The sequence below is a fragment of the Segatella salivae F0493 genome (assembly GCF_000477535.1).
Classification (GTDB): Bacteria; Bacteroidota; Bacteroidia; order Bacteroidales; family Bacteroidaceae; genus Prevotella; species Prevotella salivae.
In genome coordinates, this window is sequence record NZ_AWGW01000030.1 from 74,683 (window position 1) to 90,471 (window position 15,789).

General features: G+C 37.5%; 11 protein-coding genes. 1 reads left to right on the top strand and 10 read right to left on the bottom strand.

Going from position 1 to position 15,789, the window contains the following annotated elements; translation table 11 throughout:
- Nucleotides 1-17 precede the first annotated feature (17 nt).
- From HMPREF9145_RS11030 to HMPREF9145_RS11075, 10 genes are all read right to left on the bottom strand, one after another.
- Entirely contained in the window at nt 18-1,409 is a 1,392-nt protein-coding gene (locus HMPREF9145_RS11030; RefSeq protein ID WP_007133759.1) for a bifunctional UDP-3-O-[3-hydroxymyristoyl] N-acetylglucosamine deacetylase/3-hydroxyacyl-ACP dehydratase, read from the bottom strand.
- A 7-nt stretch (nt 1,410-1,416) separates the two neighbouring features.
- On the bottom strand, nt 1,417-2,457 hold the full coding sequence (gene lpxD / locus HMPREF9145_RS11035; protein WP_021826425.1) for a UDP-3-O-(3-hydroxymyristoyl)glucosamine N-acyltransferase: 1,041 nt from the start codon (nt 2,455-2,457) through the stop codon (nt 1,417-1,419).
- A 402-nt stretch (nt 2,458-2,859) separates the two neighbouring features.
- Nucleotides 2,860-3,807, bottom strand: a complete 948-nt coding sequence (locus HMPREF9145_RS11040; protein ID WP_036907637.1) for an alpha-hydroxy-acid oxidizing protein — start codon at nt 3,805-3,807, stop codon at nt 2,860-2,862.
- Between the two features lie 44 nt (nt 3,808-3,851).
- Complete coding sequence (locus HMPREF9145_RS11045) at nt 3,852-5,084, bottom strand: type IX secretion system plug protein (protein WP_021826452.1); 1,233 nt, start codon at nt 5,082-5,084, stop codon at nt 3,852-3,854.
- Between the two features lie 17 nt (nt 5,085-5,101).
- Entirely contained in the window at nt 5,102-7,573 is a 2,472-nt protein-coding gene (gene feoB / locus HMPREF9145_RS11050) for a ferrous iron transport protein B (RefSeq protein ID WP_021826480.1), read from the bottom strand.
- Nucleotides 7,574-7,685: 112 nt separating this feature from the next.
- A complete protein-coding gene (locus tag HMPREF9145_RS11055; RefSeq protein WP_021826552.1) occupies nt 7,686-9,740 on the bottom strand; it encodes a YgiQ family radical SAM protein in 2,055 nt (684 codons plus the stop codon).
- Between the two features lie 73 nt (nt 9,741-9,813).
- The gene (locus HMPREF9145_RS11060) at nt 9,814-10,119 is read right to left on the bottom strand and encodes a hypothetical protein (RefSeq protein ID WP_021826508.1); all 306 of its coding nucleotides are present in this window, start codon (nt 10,117-10,119) and stop codon (nt 9,814-9,816) included.
- Between the two features lie 28 nt (nt 10,120-10,147).
- The gene (locus tag HMPREF9145_RS11065) at nt 10,148-13,039 is read right to left on the bottom strand and encodes a golvesin C-terminal-like domain-containing protein (RefSeq protein ID WP_021826558.1); all 2,892 of its coding nucleotides are present in this window, start codon (nt 13,037-13,039) and stop codon (nt 10,148-10,150) included.
- 12 nt (nt 13,040-13,051) lie between these two features.
- Complete coding sequence (locus HMPREF9145_RS11070; protein WP_021826526.1) at nt 13,052-13,597, bottom strand: 1-acyl-sn-glycerol-3-phosphate acyltransferase; 546 nt, start codon at nt 13,595-13,597, stop codon at nt 13,052-13,054.
- Nucleotides 13,598-13,604: 7 nt separating this feature from the next.
- Nucleotides 13,605-13,874, bottom strand: a complete 270-nt coding sequence (locus HMPREF9145_RS11075; protein ID WP_036907552.1) for a hypothetical protein — start codon at nt 13,872-13,874, stop codon at nt 13,605-13,607.
- 193 nt (nt 13,875-14,067) lie between these two features.
- Between HMPREF9145_RS11075 and HMPREF9145_RS11085 the strand changes: the two genes are divergently transcribed.
- Nucleotides 14,068-15,708 (top strand): diphosphate--fructose-6-phosphate 1-phosphotransferase, encoded by a 1,641-nt coding sequence (locus HMPREF9145_RS11085; RefSeq protein ID WP_007133749.1) that lies wholly within the window; start codon nt 14,068-14,070, stop codon nt 15,706-15,708.
- Nucleotides 15,709-15,789 lie beyond the last annotated feature (81 nt).

Sequence of the window (15,789 nt, forward strand, 5' to 3'; positions counted from 1 at the left end):
ATTTGTTTTATACTAAGTTATTTGTTCTTTACAATCTGAGCGGTAAATGTAGCTTCTGAAACTACTTGATCACCTACAAACATATATCCTTTCATGGAACTTATTCCATGACGCACAGGAGCTAAAAGCTCAACCTTAAAGAGAAGAGAATCTCCAGGAACTACCTTTTGACGGAATTTTACGTCATCTATTTTCAGGAAGTACGTTGAATACTTCTCTGGTTCCTCAAGTTGCCCAAGCACAAGCAGGCCACCACACTGAGCCATTGCCTCTATTTGAAGTACTCCAGGCATAACAGGTTCGTTCGGGAAATGCCCTTGGAAAAAAGGTTCATTGGCTGTAACGTTCTTCACACCTACAATACTTGTTGGACCCATTGCGGTGATTTTGTCTACCAGTTGCATGGGATATCGATGAGGAAGAAGTTCGCGAATACGCTTATTATCCATGATAGGAGCCTCATTTGGATCGTAGACTGGGGCTTGAACTTCATGTTTGCGAATCTCTTTTCTCATTAGTCTTGCAAACTTGTTATTTATGGTATGCCCTGGTCGAGTGGCTATAATTCTACCCTTGATAGGCTTGCCAATGAGTGCCATGTCACCAATAATATCAAGTAATTTATGTCGAGTACATTCGTTTTCCCACATCAAAGGTTTATGTTGAATATATCCAATCTTCTTAGCATCAATGCGTGGAACTTTCAAAACATCAGCCAACTGGTCTAATTTTTCCTGACTAACCTCGCGCTCGTAGATAACAATTGCATTATCGAGATCACCTCCTTTTATAAGGTTAGCCTCTAACAATGGCACAATATCTCTTACAAACACAAAGGTTCTTGCAGGCGCAATCTGTGTGTCAAAGGTAGACATGTCTTCCAAAGTAGCAAATTGGCTATTGATAAATTTAGAGTTAAAAGAACACATTGCAGTAATACTGAATTGGTCATCAGGTAGGATAGTGATGACAGATCCAGTCTCTTTGTCTTTTACTTCAATCTTATGTCTAATGATGTAATAGTCCTTTGTAGCATTCTGTTCGACTATACCAATCTCCTTAAACTTCTCAATATAGAGTGCAGCAGAGCCGTCAAGTATAGGAAATTCGGGGCCATTTACCTGGATAAGACAATTGTCAACTCCCGATGCATAGAGTGCAGCCATACCATGTTCTATCGTAGAAACACGCACGTCTCCTTTTGCAATCACGGTCCCACGCTGTGTATCTACTACGTTCTCTGCTACTGCATCGATGATTGGTTGACCTTCAACGTCTATTCTTTGTATTTTATATCCCGTATTCTCCGGTGCGGGATTGAATGTTACAGTGAGGTTCAATCCTGTATGTAATCCTTTTCCAAAAAGCGAAAAACTACCTTTAAGAGTTGTCTGTTTTTTTGCTTCCATATAATGTTTATCTTTGTTTCTTTAGTTTTTCTATTTCTTTTTTCAATGCATTCAGTTCCTTATAAATCTCTGGTAAACGCTGGAATATAGCCTGAGACTTAAAGTAAGGGAGCTTTTCCATTGGGGGAGTACCTATTAAAATCTGGTTACTCTTAAGACTTCCTGGTACACCACTCTGCGCACCTAAGAACACTTTATCTCCAATTTCGATGTGACCTGCTACACCAACTTGCCCGCCAAACATACACCATTGACCGATTTTCGTACTTCCTGCAATACCAACTTGAGCCGACATTACCGTGTTTTCACCTACTTCTACATTATGAGCTATCTGCACAAGATTATCAAGTTTTACTCCTTTTTTAATCTTTGTACTGCCCATAGTTGAACGATCGACACATGAATTTGCACCAATTTCCACATCATCAGCAATTTCTACAATGCCTATTTGAGGGATTTTGTCGTATCCATCTTGTCCATTTGGAGCAAAGCCAAAGCCGTCTGCACCGATAACACTGCCTGCATGTATAATTACACGATTACCGATTTTACATCCCATATAAATGGTTACATTCGGATAAATGATACAATCTTTTCCCAAACTAATGTTCTCATTCATGACAACATTAGGATAAATCTGACATTCATCGCCTATAACAACGTTGTCGCCTATGTAGGCAAATGCACCAATATATACATCTTTACCAATCTTTGCACTTGGAGAAACAAAGGCTAATGAATCAATTCCAGTCTTCTTCTGACGCATGGAAGCCTCATACATTTGTAGGAGTTTTGCTACACAATCACGTGCATTTGCAACTCTTATGATAGTGGTATGCACGGGTTTCTCTATTTCTATCTGTTCATCGACAAGCACAATAGTCGACTTAGTGTCGTAAAGATAGTGAATATATTTAGGGTTAGCCAAGAAAGATATTGCCCCTTTAACACCTTCTTCAATTTTAGCAAAGGTGTTAACTGTTGCATTCTCATTTCCCTCAATACGTCCTTGGATAAACTGGGCGATTTGCTTTGCTGAAAATTCCATATTAAATTGTATCTTCAATTATATTTCTGCAAATATAACAAAATTAATCCATACTGAATGATTTGAATGGTATTATTTCACGTTTTTTGCGTGCAAACCATTTATTTCCTTTATTCTTTATTGTAAATTAAACGGATTTTTGGAAAGAGATAAAAAGATTTTATGAAACGTTATTAATCTGTATTCTTTATCATAAAGGTGAATTTATAAAATGAATTTAGAATAAGGATACAGGGTTGAGGGACATAATAAAGTGAGATAGATATCCTTTTGGATTTCTTTTTCAGCCATTTTACGACACTATTTGGCTCAAATAGCAGTGCAAAGTGAGGCATATAGTGCCGTGAAACGACCTGTTTTAAGAAGTCTTTATAATGCGTTGATTATCAGATTGCTATATCCTTAATAATGAAGTACATTCGCATCAAAAGTTCGAGTGTCTTTAATGCCAGTATACATCATAAGCTCAGACAATTCTGCATGCATCTTTTTAATTTGTTTGATGACACCATCCTTACCTTCTTTCAATAGAGGTGAAAGGATAGCTCGGCCTACAGAGACGGCATCTGCGCCAAGCGCTAAGAGTTTATATGCGTCATATCCAGACTCAATGCCACAGTCAGCAAAGATTTTTATGTTGCTTCCTGCCAGTGCATCTTTAATCTTCGGAAGAGCATAAGCTGGGGGAATGCCAAATGGAATGCGGCCATGATGGTGGGAAACAACAATAGCTTTGCAACCCGCTTCGCGAGCTTTTAGTGCATCACTAACAGAGAGAACACCTTTTGCTACAAAGGGAAGGCGAGTCTTCTCGACAATAGTTTTCAAATCTTTAAGGGTGATAGGTCCCATAGGATAACCATCAACAACGTCATATTTTCCATTAGTTCCTGCAATGTGATCAATGTCTATACCCACAGCAATAGCGCCATGTTGTTCTGCAAATGCTATTTGCTTGAGAATGATATCATGGTCAGCAAAAGGCTTAATAATCCTTACTGTTTTTGAGTTTACAGCCAATATATTACCAAAATCATCATCACTTTCCATACCAACCCAGTTCAAAAGATTTTCTTCTTTAGCAGCCATTGCATATTCTTCCATAGGCTTTACATCCTTATTTTTAATCTTGTTTAGATGCGAAAACGCTGGCATCATGATGGGAGAACTAAACTTTTGGCCAAAGATTTCTGTTGTCAAATCTGGTTCAATAGCGTCAATCACTCTCATTTCCACTAAGATATGATCAAGGAAATTGCGGTTATGTATGTTGGCATCTTCCGCTTTTCCGCTTGTAACAGGGATTAATCCTGCGGGTCCCGGCCATTGTTGTTTTGCTTGGTTATCCATAATCATCCGTATATTTGTTTATATTTATAATCGTGAAATTAGTCCTATTGACTTACTGCCACAAGTCTGTCAGTTCGGTCATTGACGCCTTTGAAATAGACTAAAGCTTGATAATGATTTTTAGTTTGATAGAAGTTTCCCTCTGATGGCAGTATTTGTGTGGTACCATCTGGTTTTATTTTTACGTATTCATACGAATAATAACCTTGTTTTAAGAGTAAAGATAGGGTGTATAGATGTTGAGTTTCATCATATTTCATTTTATATTGAGGACTTAAGCGATGATTAGTCAGTCCACCACTGAAATATATGGTGTCGTCGGAAGTATCTGTTTGTAAGGTGAAATTCACATAAACATAATCTGAAAGATAGTCATTACCATTATTATCGCTATTTCGTATGATAAAAATTCCTTGGCCACTTTCGTCAAAGACGTAGTTTCTTCGTGGAAGATCTGGCCATAAATATGCCTGATAATTATGCCCGTCCCAGTTTATTCTTTCTATTCCCATAGTGGGATGATCTACAGATAGACATTCAAACTTACGATAATTGTTTCCTGCATCGAAAATAAATTGCCGACAATGTTGCCATTGTAATCCATCATGTGATATGAGTTGGGGCTGTATATTCACACGCGCATCATCCCATCTTGCATTCTGAAGTATTACTGTTTTAACTTGAGTGGCAGGATTAGTAACCATTAAGTTTCCAAATTTTAGCATCATTCCAACTTGTTGATGTGCTTGATTTACGTCGATGTCTGTATTCGAAGTATAAGTCAATTCAACTTTCATCAAGGGTTCTACAACCATGAAATAAGCTGTTAATAACTTATTTTCTTCCTCGTCATATACCTCAACTTTATAGTTGCCGCTCATGGTTATACGACATTGATCATTGGGTAAGTTAAGGGTATAATGCGTGTAAATCACATTCGTGTTGACTGATTCTTGCACTTGATTAATTAGAAGATTATCGTGAAATCCATCTAAATAATCTGTACTAAAGAGTTGGGTGGATGGCGACCAATCAGCTTCGCAATGGGTAATCTTATAGGTATAACGATGATATTCATGTCCAAATCGGTCGAAAGAAATTTGTATCTGTTCGTTAGAATTTAGTTGAATGATGGGTAACATCGATAGAGGCTGGTTGGCATTCTTTACTTGCAATGTCGCAATATCTGGCGATATGACTTCATTTCTTTGTGCCGTTATAGTAGTTGTAAAGCACAATAGTAGGAGGGTAGAAATGTACTTATAACCTCTTATCATTCTATTTCAGCCTTAATTTATATAAATAATCTACCGATTTGATATACCACGGCACTGACTCCCCAAGCTAACATGGTTGTATAACCTGCTGCAAAAAGGGCCCATTTCCAACTTCCTGTTTCTCCTTTTATAGCCGCAATTGTTGCTATACAAGGGAAATAAAGTAGTACAAAAAGTAAGAAACAATAGGCTGTAAGCGTTGCTATTGGAGCTGCTTCGATATCACTGATGCCATGAAGTCTGGCGATATCGTGTGTCATTTGTCGGCGTAAAGCCTGGTATTTGCCCCCAGCATCATTGAATTTATTGTCTTCACTAAAGCTCGAATCATTGCTGTAAAGAACTCCCATCGTGCTGGCTACAATCTCTTTTGCCCCAACACCAGAGAGCAATCCAACATCAATTTTCCAATCAAATCCCTGTGCAAGGAAGATTGGTTCAACGGTTTTTCCTATCTTTCCGATGTAACTTTGTTCCTGTTGTTGTTGAGGAGACAGACTATCATCATGTGGAAAATAACCTAATGCCCATACAATAATACTGGCAACAAGGATGATTCCTCCCATTTTCTTTAGATATTGCTTGCCCTTTTCCCATGTATGGCGCCCCATAGCCTTCCAGGTTGGGAAACGATAGGGGGGAAGTTCCATTACAAAGGGTGTATCTTCACCTTTGACAACGAATTTAGAGAAAATACGACTCAATATAATCGAAATAGTAATTCCAATGACATAGAGGGAGAGCATCACAAGAGATTGATACTTCAAAGCAAAGAAAGAACCCGTTATCATGATGTATATTGGTAGACGAGCAGAGCAACTCATGAGGGGTAAAATGAGCATAGTGATGAGGCGAGAACGTCTACTTTCAATGGTCCTTGTTGACATAACAGCTGGTACATTGCAGCCAAATCCCATGATTAAAGGAATGAACGATTTGCCATGGAGTCCCATTTTGTGCATCAATTTGTCCATGATGAACGCTGCACGAGCCATGTATCCGGAGTCTTCCATAAAGCTAATGAAGAAATAAAGAATTAAGATTTGTGGAAGGAACACAATAACTGCTCCTACACCTCCAATTACTCCATCTACAAGCATAGCTTTAATTGGACCATCAGGTAGGTTCTGAGAAATCATCTTTCCAAACCAAGCTACGGCCGCATCAATCCAATCCATAGGTATTTGTCCTATGATAAAGGTCGCTGAAAACATGATGAACAGAACCAAGATAAATATGGGAAAGCCAAGATATCGATTAGTAATGACGCGGTCTATTGACTGGGTCATCTGATAGATATCTTTGTTTTTTCCTGTTTCGTACAATGCTTCTTCTAAGGCGCCATGTATGAAACCATACTTCGCATCCATGATTGTTGTTTCACAATCCTCACCAGTTTCTTCTTTCACTCGAGCCTCTGCATATTCTCTTGCCTTAAATATGGCTTCTGCATTTGATAGTGTTTGAATGTACTTTATGGTGTCTGCATCATTCTCAAGAAGTTTAATGGCCAGATAACGAGTCGAGTATTTTTGTCGTACATTGACGTCGTTCTTGAGATGTTTTTGGATATTTTGGATACCATTTTCAATCTCATGACCATGATTTATGTGGATATGTCTGACATAAGGATGCTCTTCTCCATTGTTCTCATATAGCTTTATAACTTGGTGAAAGAGTTCTTTAACGCCTTCACCAGTCTTGAAGACTGTTGGAATCATAGGCACTCCAAAGAGTGTAGACAATTTGTTGAGATCAATTTTGTCCCCTCGTTTTTTCGTTTCATCAAACATATTAAGAGCACAAACCATGTTTAGGTTCATGTCAATGAGTTGTGTTGTGAGATAAAGATTGCGCTCAAGATTACTTGCATCAATAACATTTATCACAATGTCGGGAGTCTTATCAATGATTTGTTTGCGTACATATAGTTCTTCAGGTGAATAGGCTGAGAGACTATAAGTGCCTGGTAAATCGACGAGATTGAATGTATATCCTTCAAATTCTGCATGTCCTACTTTTGCATCTACAGTCACTCCAGAGTAATTTCCAACGTGTTCATGTGCTCCAGATGCAAAGTTGAATAGTGATGTTTTCCCACAATTTGGATTGCCAACCAATGCAACATTAATAATCTTGTGCCGTTCTTGAGCAATTTTTTCTAATTGCTTTTCGGTAGGAATGTCGTCTATTGATAAGTCTTTTTCTTGTGTATTTATCTCTTTATTCTCGTGTGATAGTGAGGCTTTTATAGTTTTAATTTCCGATTCAGAGACAACTTCTATCATCTCAGCTTCGCTTCTTCGTAATGAAACTTCATAGCCCATAATTCTATATTTCACGGGATCCATGAGCGGAGCATTAAGTAAAACCTCTACCATCTTACCCTTTATAAACCCCATTTCAACAATACGTTTCCTGAAGCTTCCGTGCCCAATAACCTTCACAATGACACCATGTTCGCCTGTTTTCAGTTCTGATAATTTCATAATAAAATATACTTTACTATTGCAAATGTACTAAAATCAATACATATTATAGTTTAACAAGGTTATTCATTTAAAAAAATACTCACTAATGATGATGCTTTTAACATTCAAGTTATCTTTTTTTATGGTTTGTTTTATAAAAGTTGGGATTGAAACTCTTTGAAGTTTTTACTTTAGAATAGTTGTTTTGGCGATTGTCTTTTCTTGATTTTGTTCCATTTTTCCTATTTGCATTATCGCTATTTACGGGGTCGTTTGGAACTTTTTCAAATGTACTTCCAACAGGACGGTTGCTATATCTTGTCTCACGTTGGAACGATCTCTTGGGAAATTCACCTTTAGGAAATAGGCGTTTGATTAAATCTTCGCGTCCAATCCGTTTAAGTTCCCTTTCTATATTTTTTCGTTCTTCGGGTTTATACCAAAAGAAGAATTGTCGCTGTGCTAATTTTTCTTTTGGTGTTTTAGCACTATAAACAGGCTCAAGTGTGTAGGGGTCATAGCCCGTGTACCATGTTTCTGTTGATATAGTCATTGGAGTAGGGGTGAAATCCTGCACTTGTTCCAAATGGAAATCAAGGTCTTTAGTGATAACAGCAAGCTCAGCCATATCTTCTTCGTGGCATCCTGGGTGGGAACTTATAAAGTATGGGATGATTTGTTGTTTGAGTCCAGCCTCTTTATTGACTTGATCGAAAACTTTTTTGAAGTCATAAAATTGTGTGAAAGATGGCTTTCTCATTAGTCTCAAAACATCACTTTGAGTATGTTCTGGTGCAATTTTTAAGCGTCCACTAACATGATTTTTAATGAGTTCTCGAGTATATTGTTGCGCGGAAGCGTTTGCTTTCTCGTCTTTACTCTTATGTAATAGCAGGTCATAACGTACACCACTACCAATAAAACTCTTCTTTAGACCAGGTAACTTGTCAACAGCATGGTAAATATCCAATAGCTTTGTGTGATCAGTATCAAGGTTTGGACATACCTGAGGATTAATGCATGATGGACGTTTACAATGTTCACATGCCTTTAAATTACGTCCATGCATACCATACATGTTAGCAGATGGGCCACCTAAATCAGAGATGTACCCTTTGAAATCAGGCATACTGATTACTTTCTTGGCTTCTTTGACGATGCTTTCTTTACTTCTACATGCTACAAATTTGCCCTGATGGGCTGATATTGTGCAAAAAGCGCAGCCACCAAAACACCCTTGATGCATATTGATAGAGAACTTAATCATCTCATAAGCCAATAACTTTTTCCCCTTATATTTAGGGTGTGGTAAACGAGTATAAGGCAAATCGAAGATCTCATCCAATTCTTTTGTCGTCATGGTAGGGTAAGGAGGATTGACGACGGCATAAACATCACCAACCTTTTGTAGGAGTCTTTGCGCATGAATTTTGTTTGATTCTTCTTCAATATGACGATAATTTTCGGCTTCTGCACGTTTGTTTTGTAGACATTCCTCATGTGAGTGAAGTATAATATCATTGTCTGTTATCCCACCTTCAACGTCTTGTTCTTTCGCTAAATAAACTGTTTGAGGAATTTGATGAATGTGTTTTATAGACAATCCTGCCTCTAACTCTTTACAAAGTTGAATGATAGATTTTGTTCCTGAGCCATATAATACAAGGTCAGCCCCACTATCACAAAGGATGCATCGACGCAAACAATCTTGCCAATAATCGTAATGTGTAAGACGACGCATTGATGCTTCTATTCCTCCTAAGACTATAGGAACATCAGGATATAGGCTTCTTAATATCTTAGAATATACGATAGTAGGGTATTCCGGACGGCAATCATGTCGCCCGTCAGGACTGTATTCATCCACTGAACGTAGTCTACGGTTCGCCGTATATTTATTAACCATAGAGTCCATACAGCCCGGAGAGATTCCAAAGAATAACCGTGGACGTCCTAATTTCTTAAAGTCTCGGTAATCACCATGCCAATCTGGTTGGGGAACTACAGCCACACGATAGCCTGCAGCCTCAAGAGAACGTCCCACAACGGCAGCTCCAAAAGAAGGGTGATCAATATAAGCGTCCCCTGAAAATAATATGATGTCGAGTTCCTTCCAACCTCTAAGTTCACATTCTTTCTTGGTTGTTGGAAGGAAATCTGTTAATTTATATTGTTCTATATTCAATCTTTTATTGTTTGTAATAAGTGAAAATGAGCAATTATACCATGCTAATTTTGTTCAATAACATTTAAGCTTATTATACTTTTTCTTGCTTATTTCTCCAATCTGCATAAAGCATTACAAGATTATGAAGGCCGATGGCTTTCATATTTGGATTGTAAATAACATCCAAGCACAAGTCTAAGAGGTCTTTATCATTGCCTGTTTCACTTTCTAAAAGAGAACGAACATTGAATTTTAGCTTATCAAGTACTACCTCATCAATGATTCCATTGCTGTCAACAAGGTTGCGCATGAGTTGATATTTGTCTATGGTTTCTAAATGTTTGTCGCTGATCTCTATTGAGCGCGTACCTGATTGGTTTGCTTGTATTTTATACATTGTATTATGTTTTAGATTGTTATTTTATTTATTTCATTATATATTGAAGTATACCCCGCATGATTTCGTTTCTTTCCTTATTTGATTTTATACATTCAAGTGGAAATCCTATGGTGAAGCAATGATAGTCACTGCCTTGATATCCAACTGCAGCGCTTGAGCCATCACTATATTGCATTGCGCAGATTGCATTCATAGTGGGAGATAGTCTGTCTACTGATGTTGCAGCATAATGCCTTGAATTACCTTGTCGATAGATGCAAAACGTTGTGCCAAGTCCATTAATTTGTTCTCCAATTTGACTTGAATCATTTTGCTGGTAGATAGCTTTCAAAACATCATTTAAGAATGTATTTTTTTCGCTGTCTTGCATCTCACTCCCTATATAACTGCCACTAACAATTAAATTACCATGATTTTTAGTATAGTTCCGTAAAAGATCTTGTGATGTTTTAGAAAGAACTTGATAATTTTTCAATGCATATTTGTTATATTTTTGCAGGCCATAAATGAGATCTATCGCTTGATATTTAGAGAGATCTATGTTTGATGTTTCAAATGTTTGCATCGAACAACTCACAACATTATATTTTTTTGCACTTGCAATTGCTTCTGTATGTGATTTTACTGCAGAGAAATCATTCCCCATAATGAATTTTCCTGCGAGTTCATTACCACTGTATCCTAATCCTCCTGGACCTTCAATACCCATCTTAGCCTTGTCAAAGTTTAGCTGTCTTCCATTCCATCCTGCAGTTAATCCATACGAAACGCCTGGATCTTTATCTAATTCTATTCCTTGTTTTTCGTCATCATCTATAACTGATGGTCCTGAAAGACGATCAAATCCATTAACAACAAGAATCGTTTTAGATGCTCCTTCTTGGCGATAAGCAGACAATTCTTCTGTAGGAAAGCTTTCACCTCCACGATTGATTCCTGTTATCTTAAAGCTATATTGCACTCCAGGTACTGTTTTAATATTGTAGAATGGTTCTTTTACTACAGTGCCGTTATCATATCCTGAGTTTTCAATAGCCGTGTAAACAACATAAGCTGTGGGGTGTGCAGAAGGTTCTAAATTATCTTCAGTGGGTGTCCATGACAACTTGATATTATCAATACCCGTGAATTCTATTTTGAAATTACCAGGTGCAAGTGGTTGTATTATAGTAGGATTCCCATGACCTTCGTTAATAAAACGAGTAATAGTCTTATATAATGAGCGTGCCATTGTAAACTTAAAGTTAGGATCTTGCCCCAAAAGAACATCTGGAAAATTTTGATGAGAAAGCGTTTCGATGATAGCAGAGGGTACTTCTGGGTTTCGTGTTTCAGAATAGTTACGATCCCATAGATATCGTCTTATCCAATGATTTGCTATTGAAGGTAAATCCCTATCAAATCCATTTAAGAGTTGATTGGCTAAATCTTTTGATGTCAAACGTGATATTCCAGCATTTAATTTGCCTTCATTAAAGTTGGTTGTACATATTGCTAACGAACCTATTAAGCCTCCATCTTTATCATAACCAGCATCACTATGAACAGCAAGTGAAAGTTCGATAGGGACCTTTTTGCCTTCAATGCTTGGCTCAAAACATGATCCTCCACCTAGCCAATTGCTCATATAAGGACGCGAATTAATGTCATCTGCATAGTCATTTTGCCCCAATTTGCTATTATAAACGGATGAAGGTGCGCCCGCCCATTGTGCATAATAGCGTGCTCCTTCAAGGCATCTTGGATAACCACTAACTATTCCTCCACGTTCAATGTTGCCCATACCGCCACCGAATCTTACAGCATCTGACGTGACAATACCATGGTGTTTAGAGTGATTTGTGATTACAACTCTGTTGTCTTGACTATTACCTTGTGCGAAATCAAAAGTTCCAAGATATACCCATGTGCCTCCACCCATGGTTTGATTAACATTAAAGCGGGTTGCTTCTCCTTTATGATATATGATATATTCAGCATCAGGAACACTTTTCTCTAATGTTTGATAACTGACATAAACGGCATATCTACCTTCTTTGTTGAATTGTGGTTGATAGGAAACTAAAGAGTAACGGTTACTTTTTGTCGCTTTAATCATGCGAGCAGTACCGGCAATAAAGGGATTCTCTCCATTTTCATAAGTGCCAGAATGGTATGAGAATCCTTTCTGGGGTGTTGTTTCCCAATTGCCTTTTACATTTACTTCAAGATATGAAGGTTGTTTAGATACATCATTATCTATAATTAGTTCTTCGTTTTGCCAGTCTCTTTCACGTGGTGTAAACACAACCGCTCCCGCATTTTGAAGCATGGGAATAAGGTAGGGGACTACTATAGTTTGAGTAAACAAGTCTTCTGTTGTTCCGAAAAGATTTGGTCGTTGCCACTTCCATACCCCTTTTTCAGAATCATAATAGCTGCCATGACTAGCCCAAATCGTTACATGTTTGTTATATAGTCCATGCGAAATATTAAATGGACGCGATACATTGCTTGTCCAAGGTAGGCCATTGTATTCTATATCTCCCCAAAAACGATTCCCTTCATCATCAGGAATTTTGCTGTCATCAGGAAGATATTGCAATGGAATACCACACGTTTGAACAACTAACTGATAATCTTTATACCATGAAGGAAGTTTTTTCTTTATCCCTTTGAATATCTTTTTAACCTCTTTGGACGTAAATTCTATATTAGCAAAGCTATTACTTATAGAGATGTTGATTGTTTTTTTAGAGTTATCTATCTGAAGTTTATTAATGTGTATTGACTCTGAAGAATGTTTCTTTTCTATACAATAATTAAACAGAAAACTTTCAATCGCATTTGTGATAGATGTATTATCCTTTGTTGTTTGTGCCAAAGATGGCAGTGATAGAGTTAAAAAGAAACCAATTGCAACTAATATTCTTCTCATAAAAGTGATTATTTAGTATGCAAAATTCTCAGGCTTTTTCCCCTTAAAATCCTTGAAATAGCTTTTGATTTTAGGCATCTCTTCATCAATATTGCCTGAAGGAGTGAAACTATCTGTACAGACTATCTTCTTTTTCTCATAGTCAACACCATATAAGAGGATTGGAATCTCCGCCTTTAGTGCAATAAAATAGAACCCTTTTTTCCATTCAGTATTTGGTGAACGCGTACCTTCTGGAGTGATACATAGTTTGAAAGAGTCCTTTGTTTTAGCAGTTTCTGCCAAGTTATCTGTCATGCTTGTGTGCTTCGATCTCCACACAGGAATGCCTCCTAAGCTTCTGAAAATGACACCCAACGGCCAGAAAAACCATTCTCTTTTCATTAGGAAGTTAATTTTAAAACCCTCAGCTTGAGCATAGAGTTGTCCGATAATAAAGTCCCAATTGCTTGTATGTGGCGCTAAACAGATGATAAACTTATCAGGATGAGCCACAGTTACACACTTAGTCCATCCCAATTTCTTATATAAAAGCCATCTACAGAATCCCTGAATCATTCTTTTTCTATAAATTCTGAATGTGGTCTACAATCTCAATTGCTTGTTTATTGAAGTCTTCAATAATTGCTTTATAATAAGCTTTTGGTGCTAATCCTGGCTCAGGATGAGATACACGGCGTATAAAGTCATTATGAACTCTGAGGATAGATGTTAGTAATGCATCAACATTTTCTTGTTTTACATCTTTATTATACAAAGATGTTGCTGCAACTTCTGCAAACAAGTCTCCACAAATATAATTGATAGACCTTTTCAATGTACGTTTATTTGCCATATTACTCTTATTTGATATTTCTACATGCCAAAGATAATTAAAAATAAGATAAGTAGTGCATATAATGCAGAAAAAGTTTTGTTCCATTCTCGTTTTATGCTTTTTTATTTCCATAATTCATGGAAAAGCCGTATTTTTGCAGCTGTTCAAATGGAGAAAATTAGTTATTCAAAAAATAAAAAACTAACAAATTATGGAAATTAGTGCATTGCAAAAGGAAAGAGCTGCGTATCAACCAAAGCTACCTAAAGCTCTTCAAGGTGCAGTAAAGATTGTTGAGGGTGCTCCAACAAAGAGTGTTGACAATCAAGAAGAAATTAAAAAGTTATTCCCAAACACTTATGGTATGCCTCTGATTGAGTTCGTACCAGGTGAAAAAGCCAACAACAAGAAACTTAATCTGGGTGTTATTCTCTCAGGAGGTCAAGCTCCTGGTGGACACAACGTAATCAGTGGTCTCTTTGATACACTGAAGAAGTTGAATCCAGAGAATCGTCTTTATGGCTTTTTGATGGGTCCTGGTGGTCTCGTTGATCATGAATATATTGAAATAACATCAGATTTTATTGATCAATACCGCAATACTGGTGGCTTCGATATGATTGGTTCAGGTCGTACAAAGTTAGAAAAGGAAGACCAATTTGAAAAGGGTCTTGAGATCATTCGCAAGTTAGATATCTCGGCAATTGTTATTATCGGTGGTGATGACTCTAACACAAATGCTTGTGTTTTGGCAGAATATTATGCTGCAAAGAAATATGGTGTACAAGTTATCGGTTGTCCAAAGACTATTGATGGTGACTTAAAGAATGACCAAATTGAGACTTCTTTTGGTTTCGATACCGCAACAAAGACTTATTCAGAGCTTATCGGTAACATTGAGCGCGATTGCAATTCTGCTCGCAAATATTGGCATTTCATTAAGTTAATGGGACGTTCTGCATCTCATATTGCTCTTGAATGTGCACTCCAAACCCAACCAAATATTTGTCTTATTTCTGAGGAAATAGAAGCTAAAGACTTGACATTAAACGATGTTGTTGAAAACATTGCTAAGGCTGTTGCACATCGTGCAGAGCAAGGAAATAACTTTGGTGTAGTTCTAATTCCAGAGGGATTGATAGAGTTTATCCCTGCTATTGGCCGCTTGATTCAAGAGTTAAACGACCTTCTTGCTGCTCATGGTTCTGATTATAAGGACCTTGATAAAGACGCACAGCGGGCATATATCCTTGAACATCTTTCAAAAGAGAATGCAGCTACATTTGAAACCCTTCCTGAAGGAGTTGCTCGTCAGTTGAGTCTTGACCGTGATCCTCATGGAAATGTACAGGTTTCATTGATAGAAACAGAGAAGTTGCTCTCTGAAATGGTAGGAGCTAAGCTTGAAAAGTGGGCTAAAGAAGGTAAGTATAAAGGCTCTTTTGCACCTCAACATCACTTCTTTGGTTATGAAGGTAGATGTGCCGCGCCTTCTAATTTTGATGCAGATTACTGCTATGCTTTGGGAACAAGTGCAGCTCAACTTGTTGCAAATGGTAAGACTGGTTATATGGCAATCATCAAGAATACCACAGCAAAGACTGACGAATGGAGAGCTGGTGGTGTGCCAATCACTATGATGATGAACATGGAAAGACGCAATGGTGAGATGAAACCAGTTATTCGTAAGGCATTGGTTGAACTTGATGGTAAGCCATTCAAGGCTTTTGCTGCAAACCGTGACCAATGGGCTATGAATACAGAATATGTTTATCCTGGTCCAATTCAATATTGGGGACCAGCTGAAGTGTGTGATCAGCCAACCAAAACATTGAAACTTGAGCAGGAATAATCAATCCTGATTGACAACAAAAATAATCATATAGGGTGATAAAATCTTTGAAAGATAGATTTTATCCCCTATATGTTTCTT

What these genes read in the sequence shown, in the direction of transcription:
- HMPREF9145_RS11075 (WP_036907552.1), bottom strand. Translation starts at nt 13,874, where the DNA reads ATGGCAAATAAACGTACATTGAAAAGGTCTATCAATTATATTTGTGGA.
- HMPREF9145_RS11040 (WP_036907637.1), bottom strand. Translation starts at nt 3,807, where the DNA reads ATGGATAACCAAGCAAAACAACAATGGCCGGGACCCGCAGGATTAATC.
- HMPREF9145_RS11030 (WP_007133759.1), bottom strand. Translation starts at nt 1,409, where the DNA reads ATGGAAGCAAAAAAACAGACAACTCTTAAAGGTAGTTTTTCGCTTTTT.
- HMPREF9145_RS11070 (WP_021826526.1), bottom strand. Translation starts at nt 13,597, where the DNA reads ATGATTCAGGGATTCTGTAGATGGCTTTTATATAAGAAATTGGGATGG.
- lpxD (WP_021826425.1), bottom strand. Translation starts at nt 2,457, where the DNA reads ATGGAATTTTCAGCAAAGCAAATCGCCCAGTTTATCCAAGGACGTATT.
- feoB (WP_021826480.1), bottom strand. Translation starts at nt 7,573, where the DNA reads ATGAAATTATCAGAACTGAAAACAGGCGAACATGGTGTCATTGTGAAG.
- HMPREF9145_RS11085 (WP_007133749.1), top strand. Translation starts at nt 14,068, where the DNA reads ATGGAAATTAGTGCATTGCAAAAGGAAAGAGCTGCGTATCAACCAAAG.
- HMPREF9145_RS11060 (WP_021826508.1), bottom strand. Translation starts at nt 10,119, where the DNA reads ATGTATAAAATACAAGCAAACCAATCAGGTACGCGCTCAATAGAGATC.
- HMPREF9145_RS11065 (WP_021826558.1), bottom strand. Translation starts at nt 13,039, where the DNA reads ATGAGAAGAATATTAGTTGCAATTGGTTTCTTTTTAACTCTATCACTG.
- HMPREF9145_RS11045 (WP_021826452.1), bottom strand. Translation starts at nt 5,084, where the DNA reads ATGATAAGAGGTTATAAGTACATTTCTACCCTCCTACTATTGTGCTTT.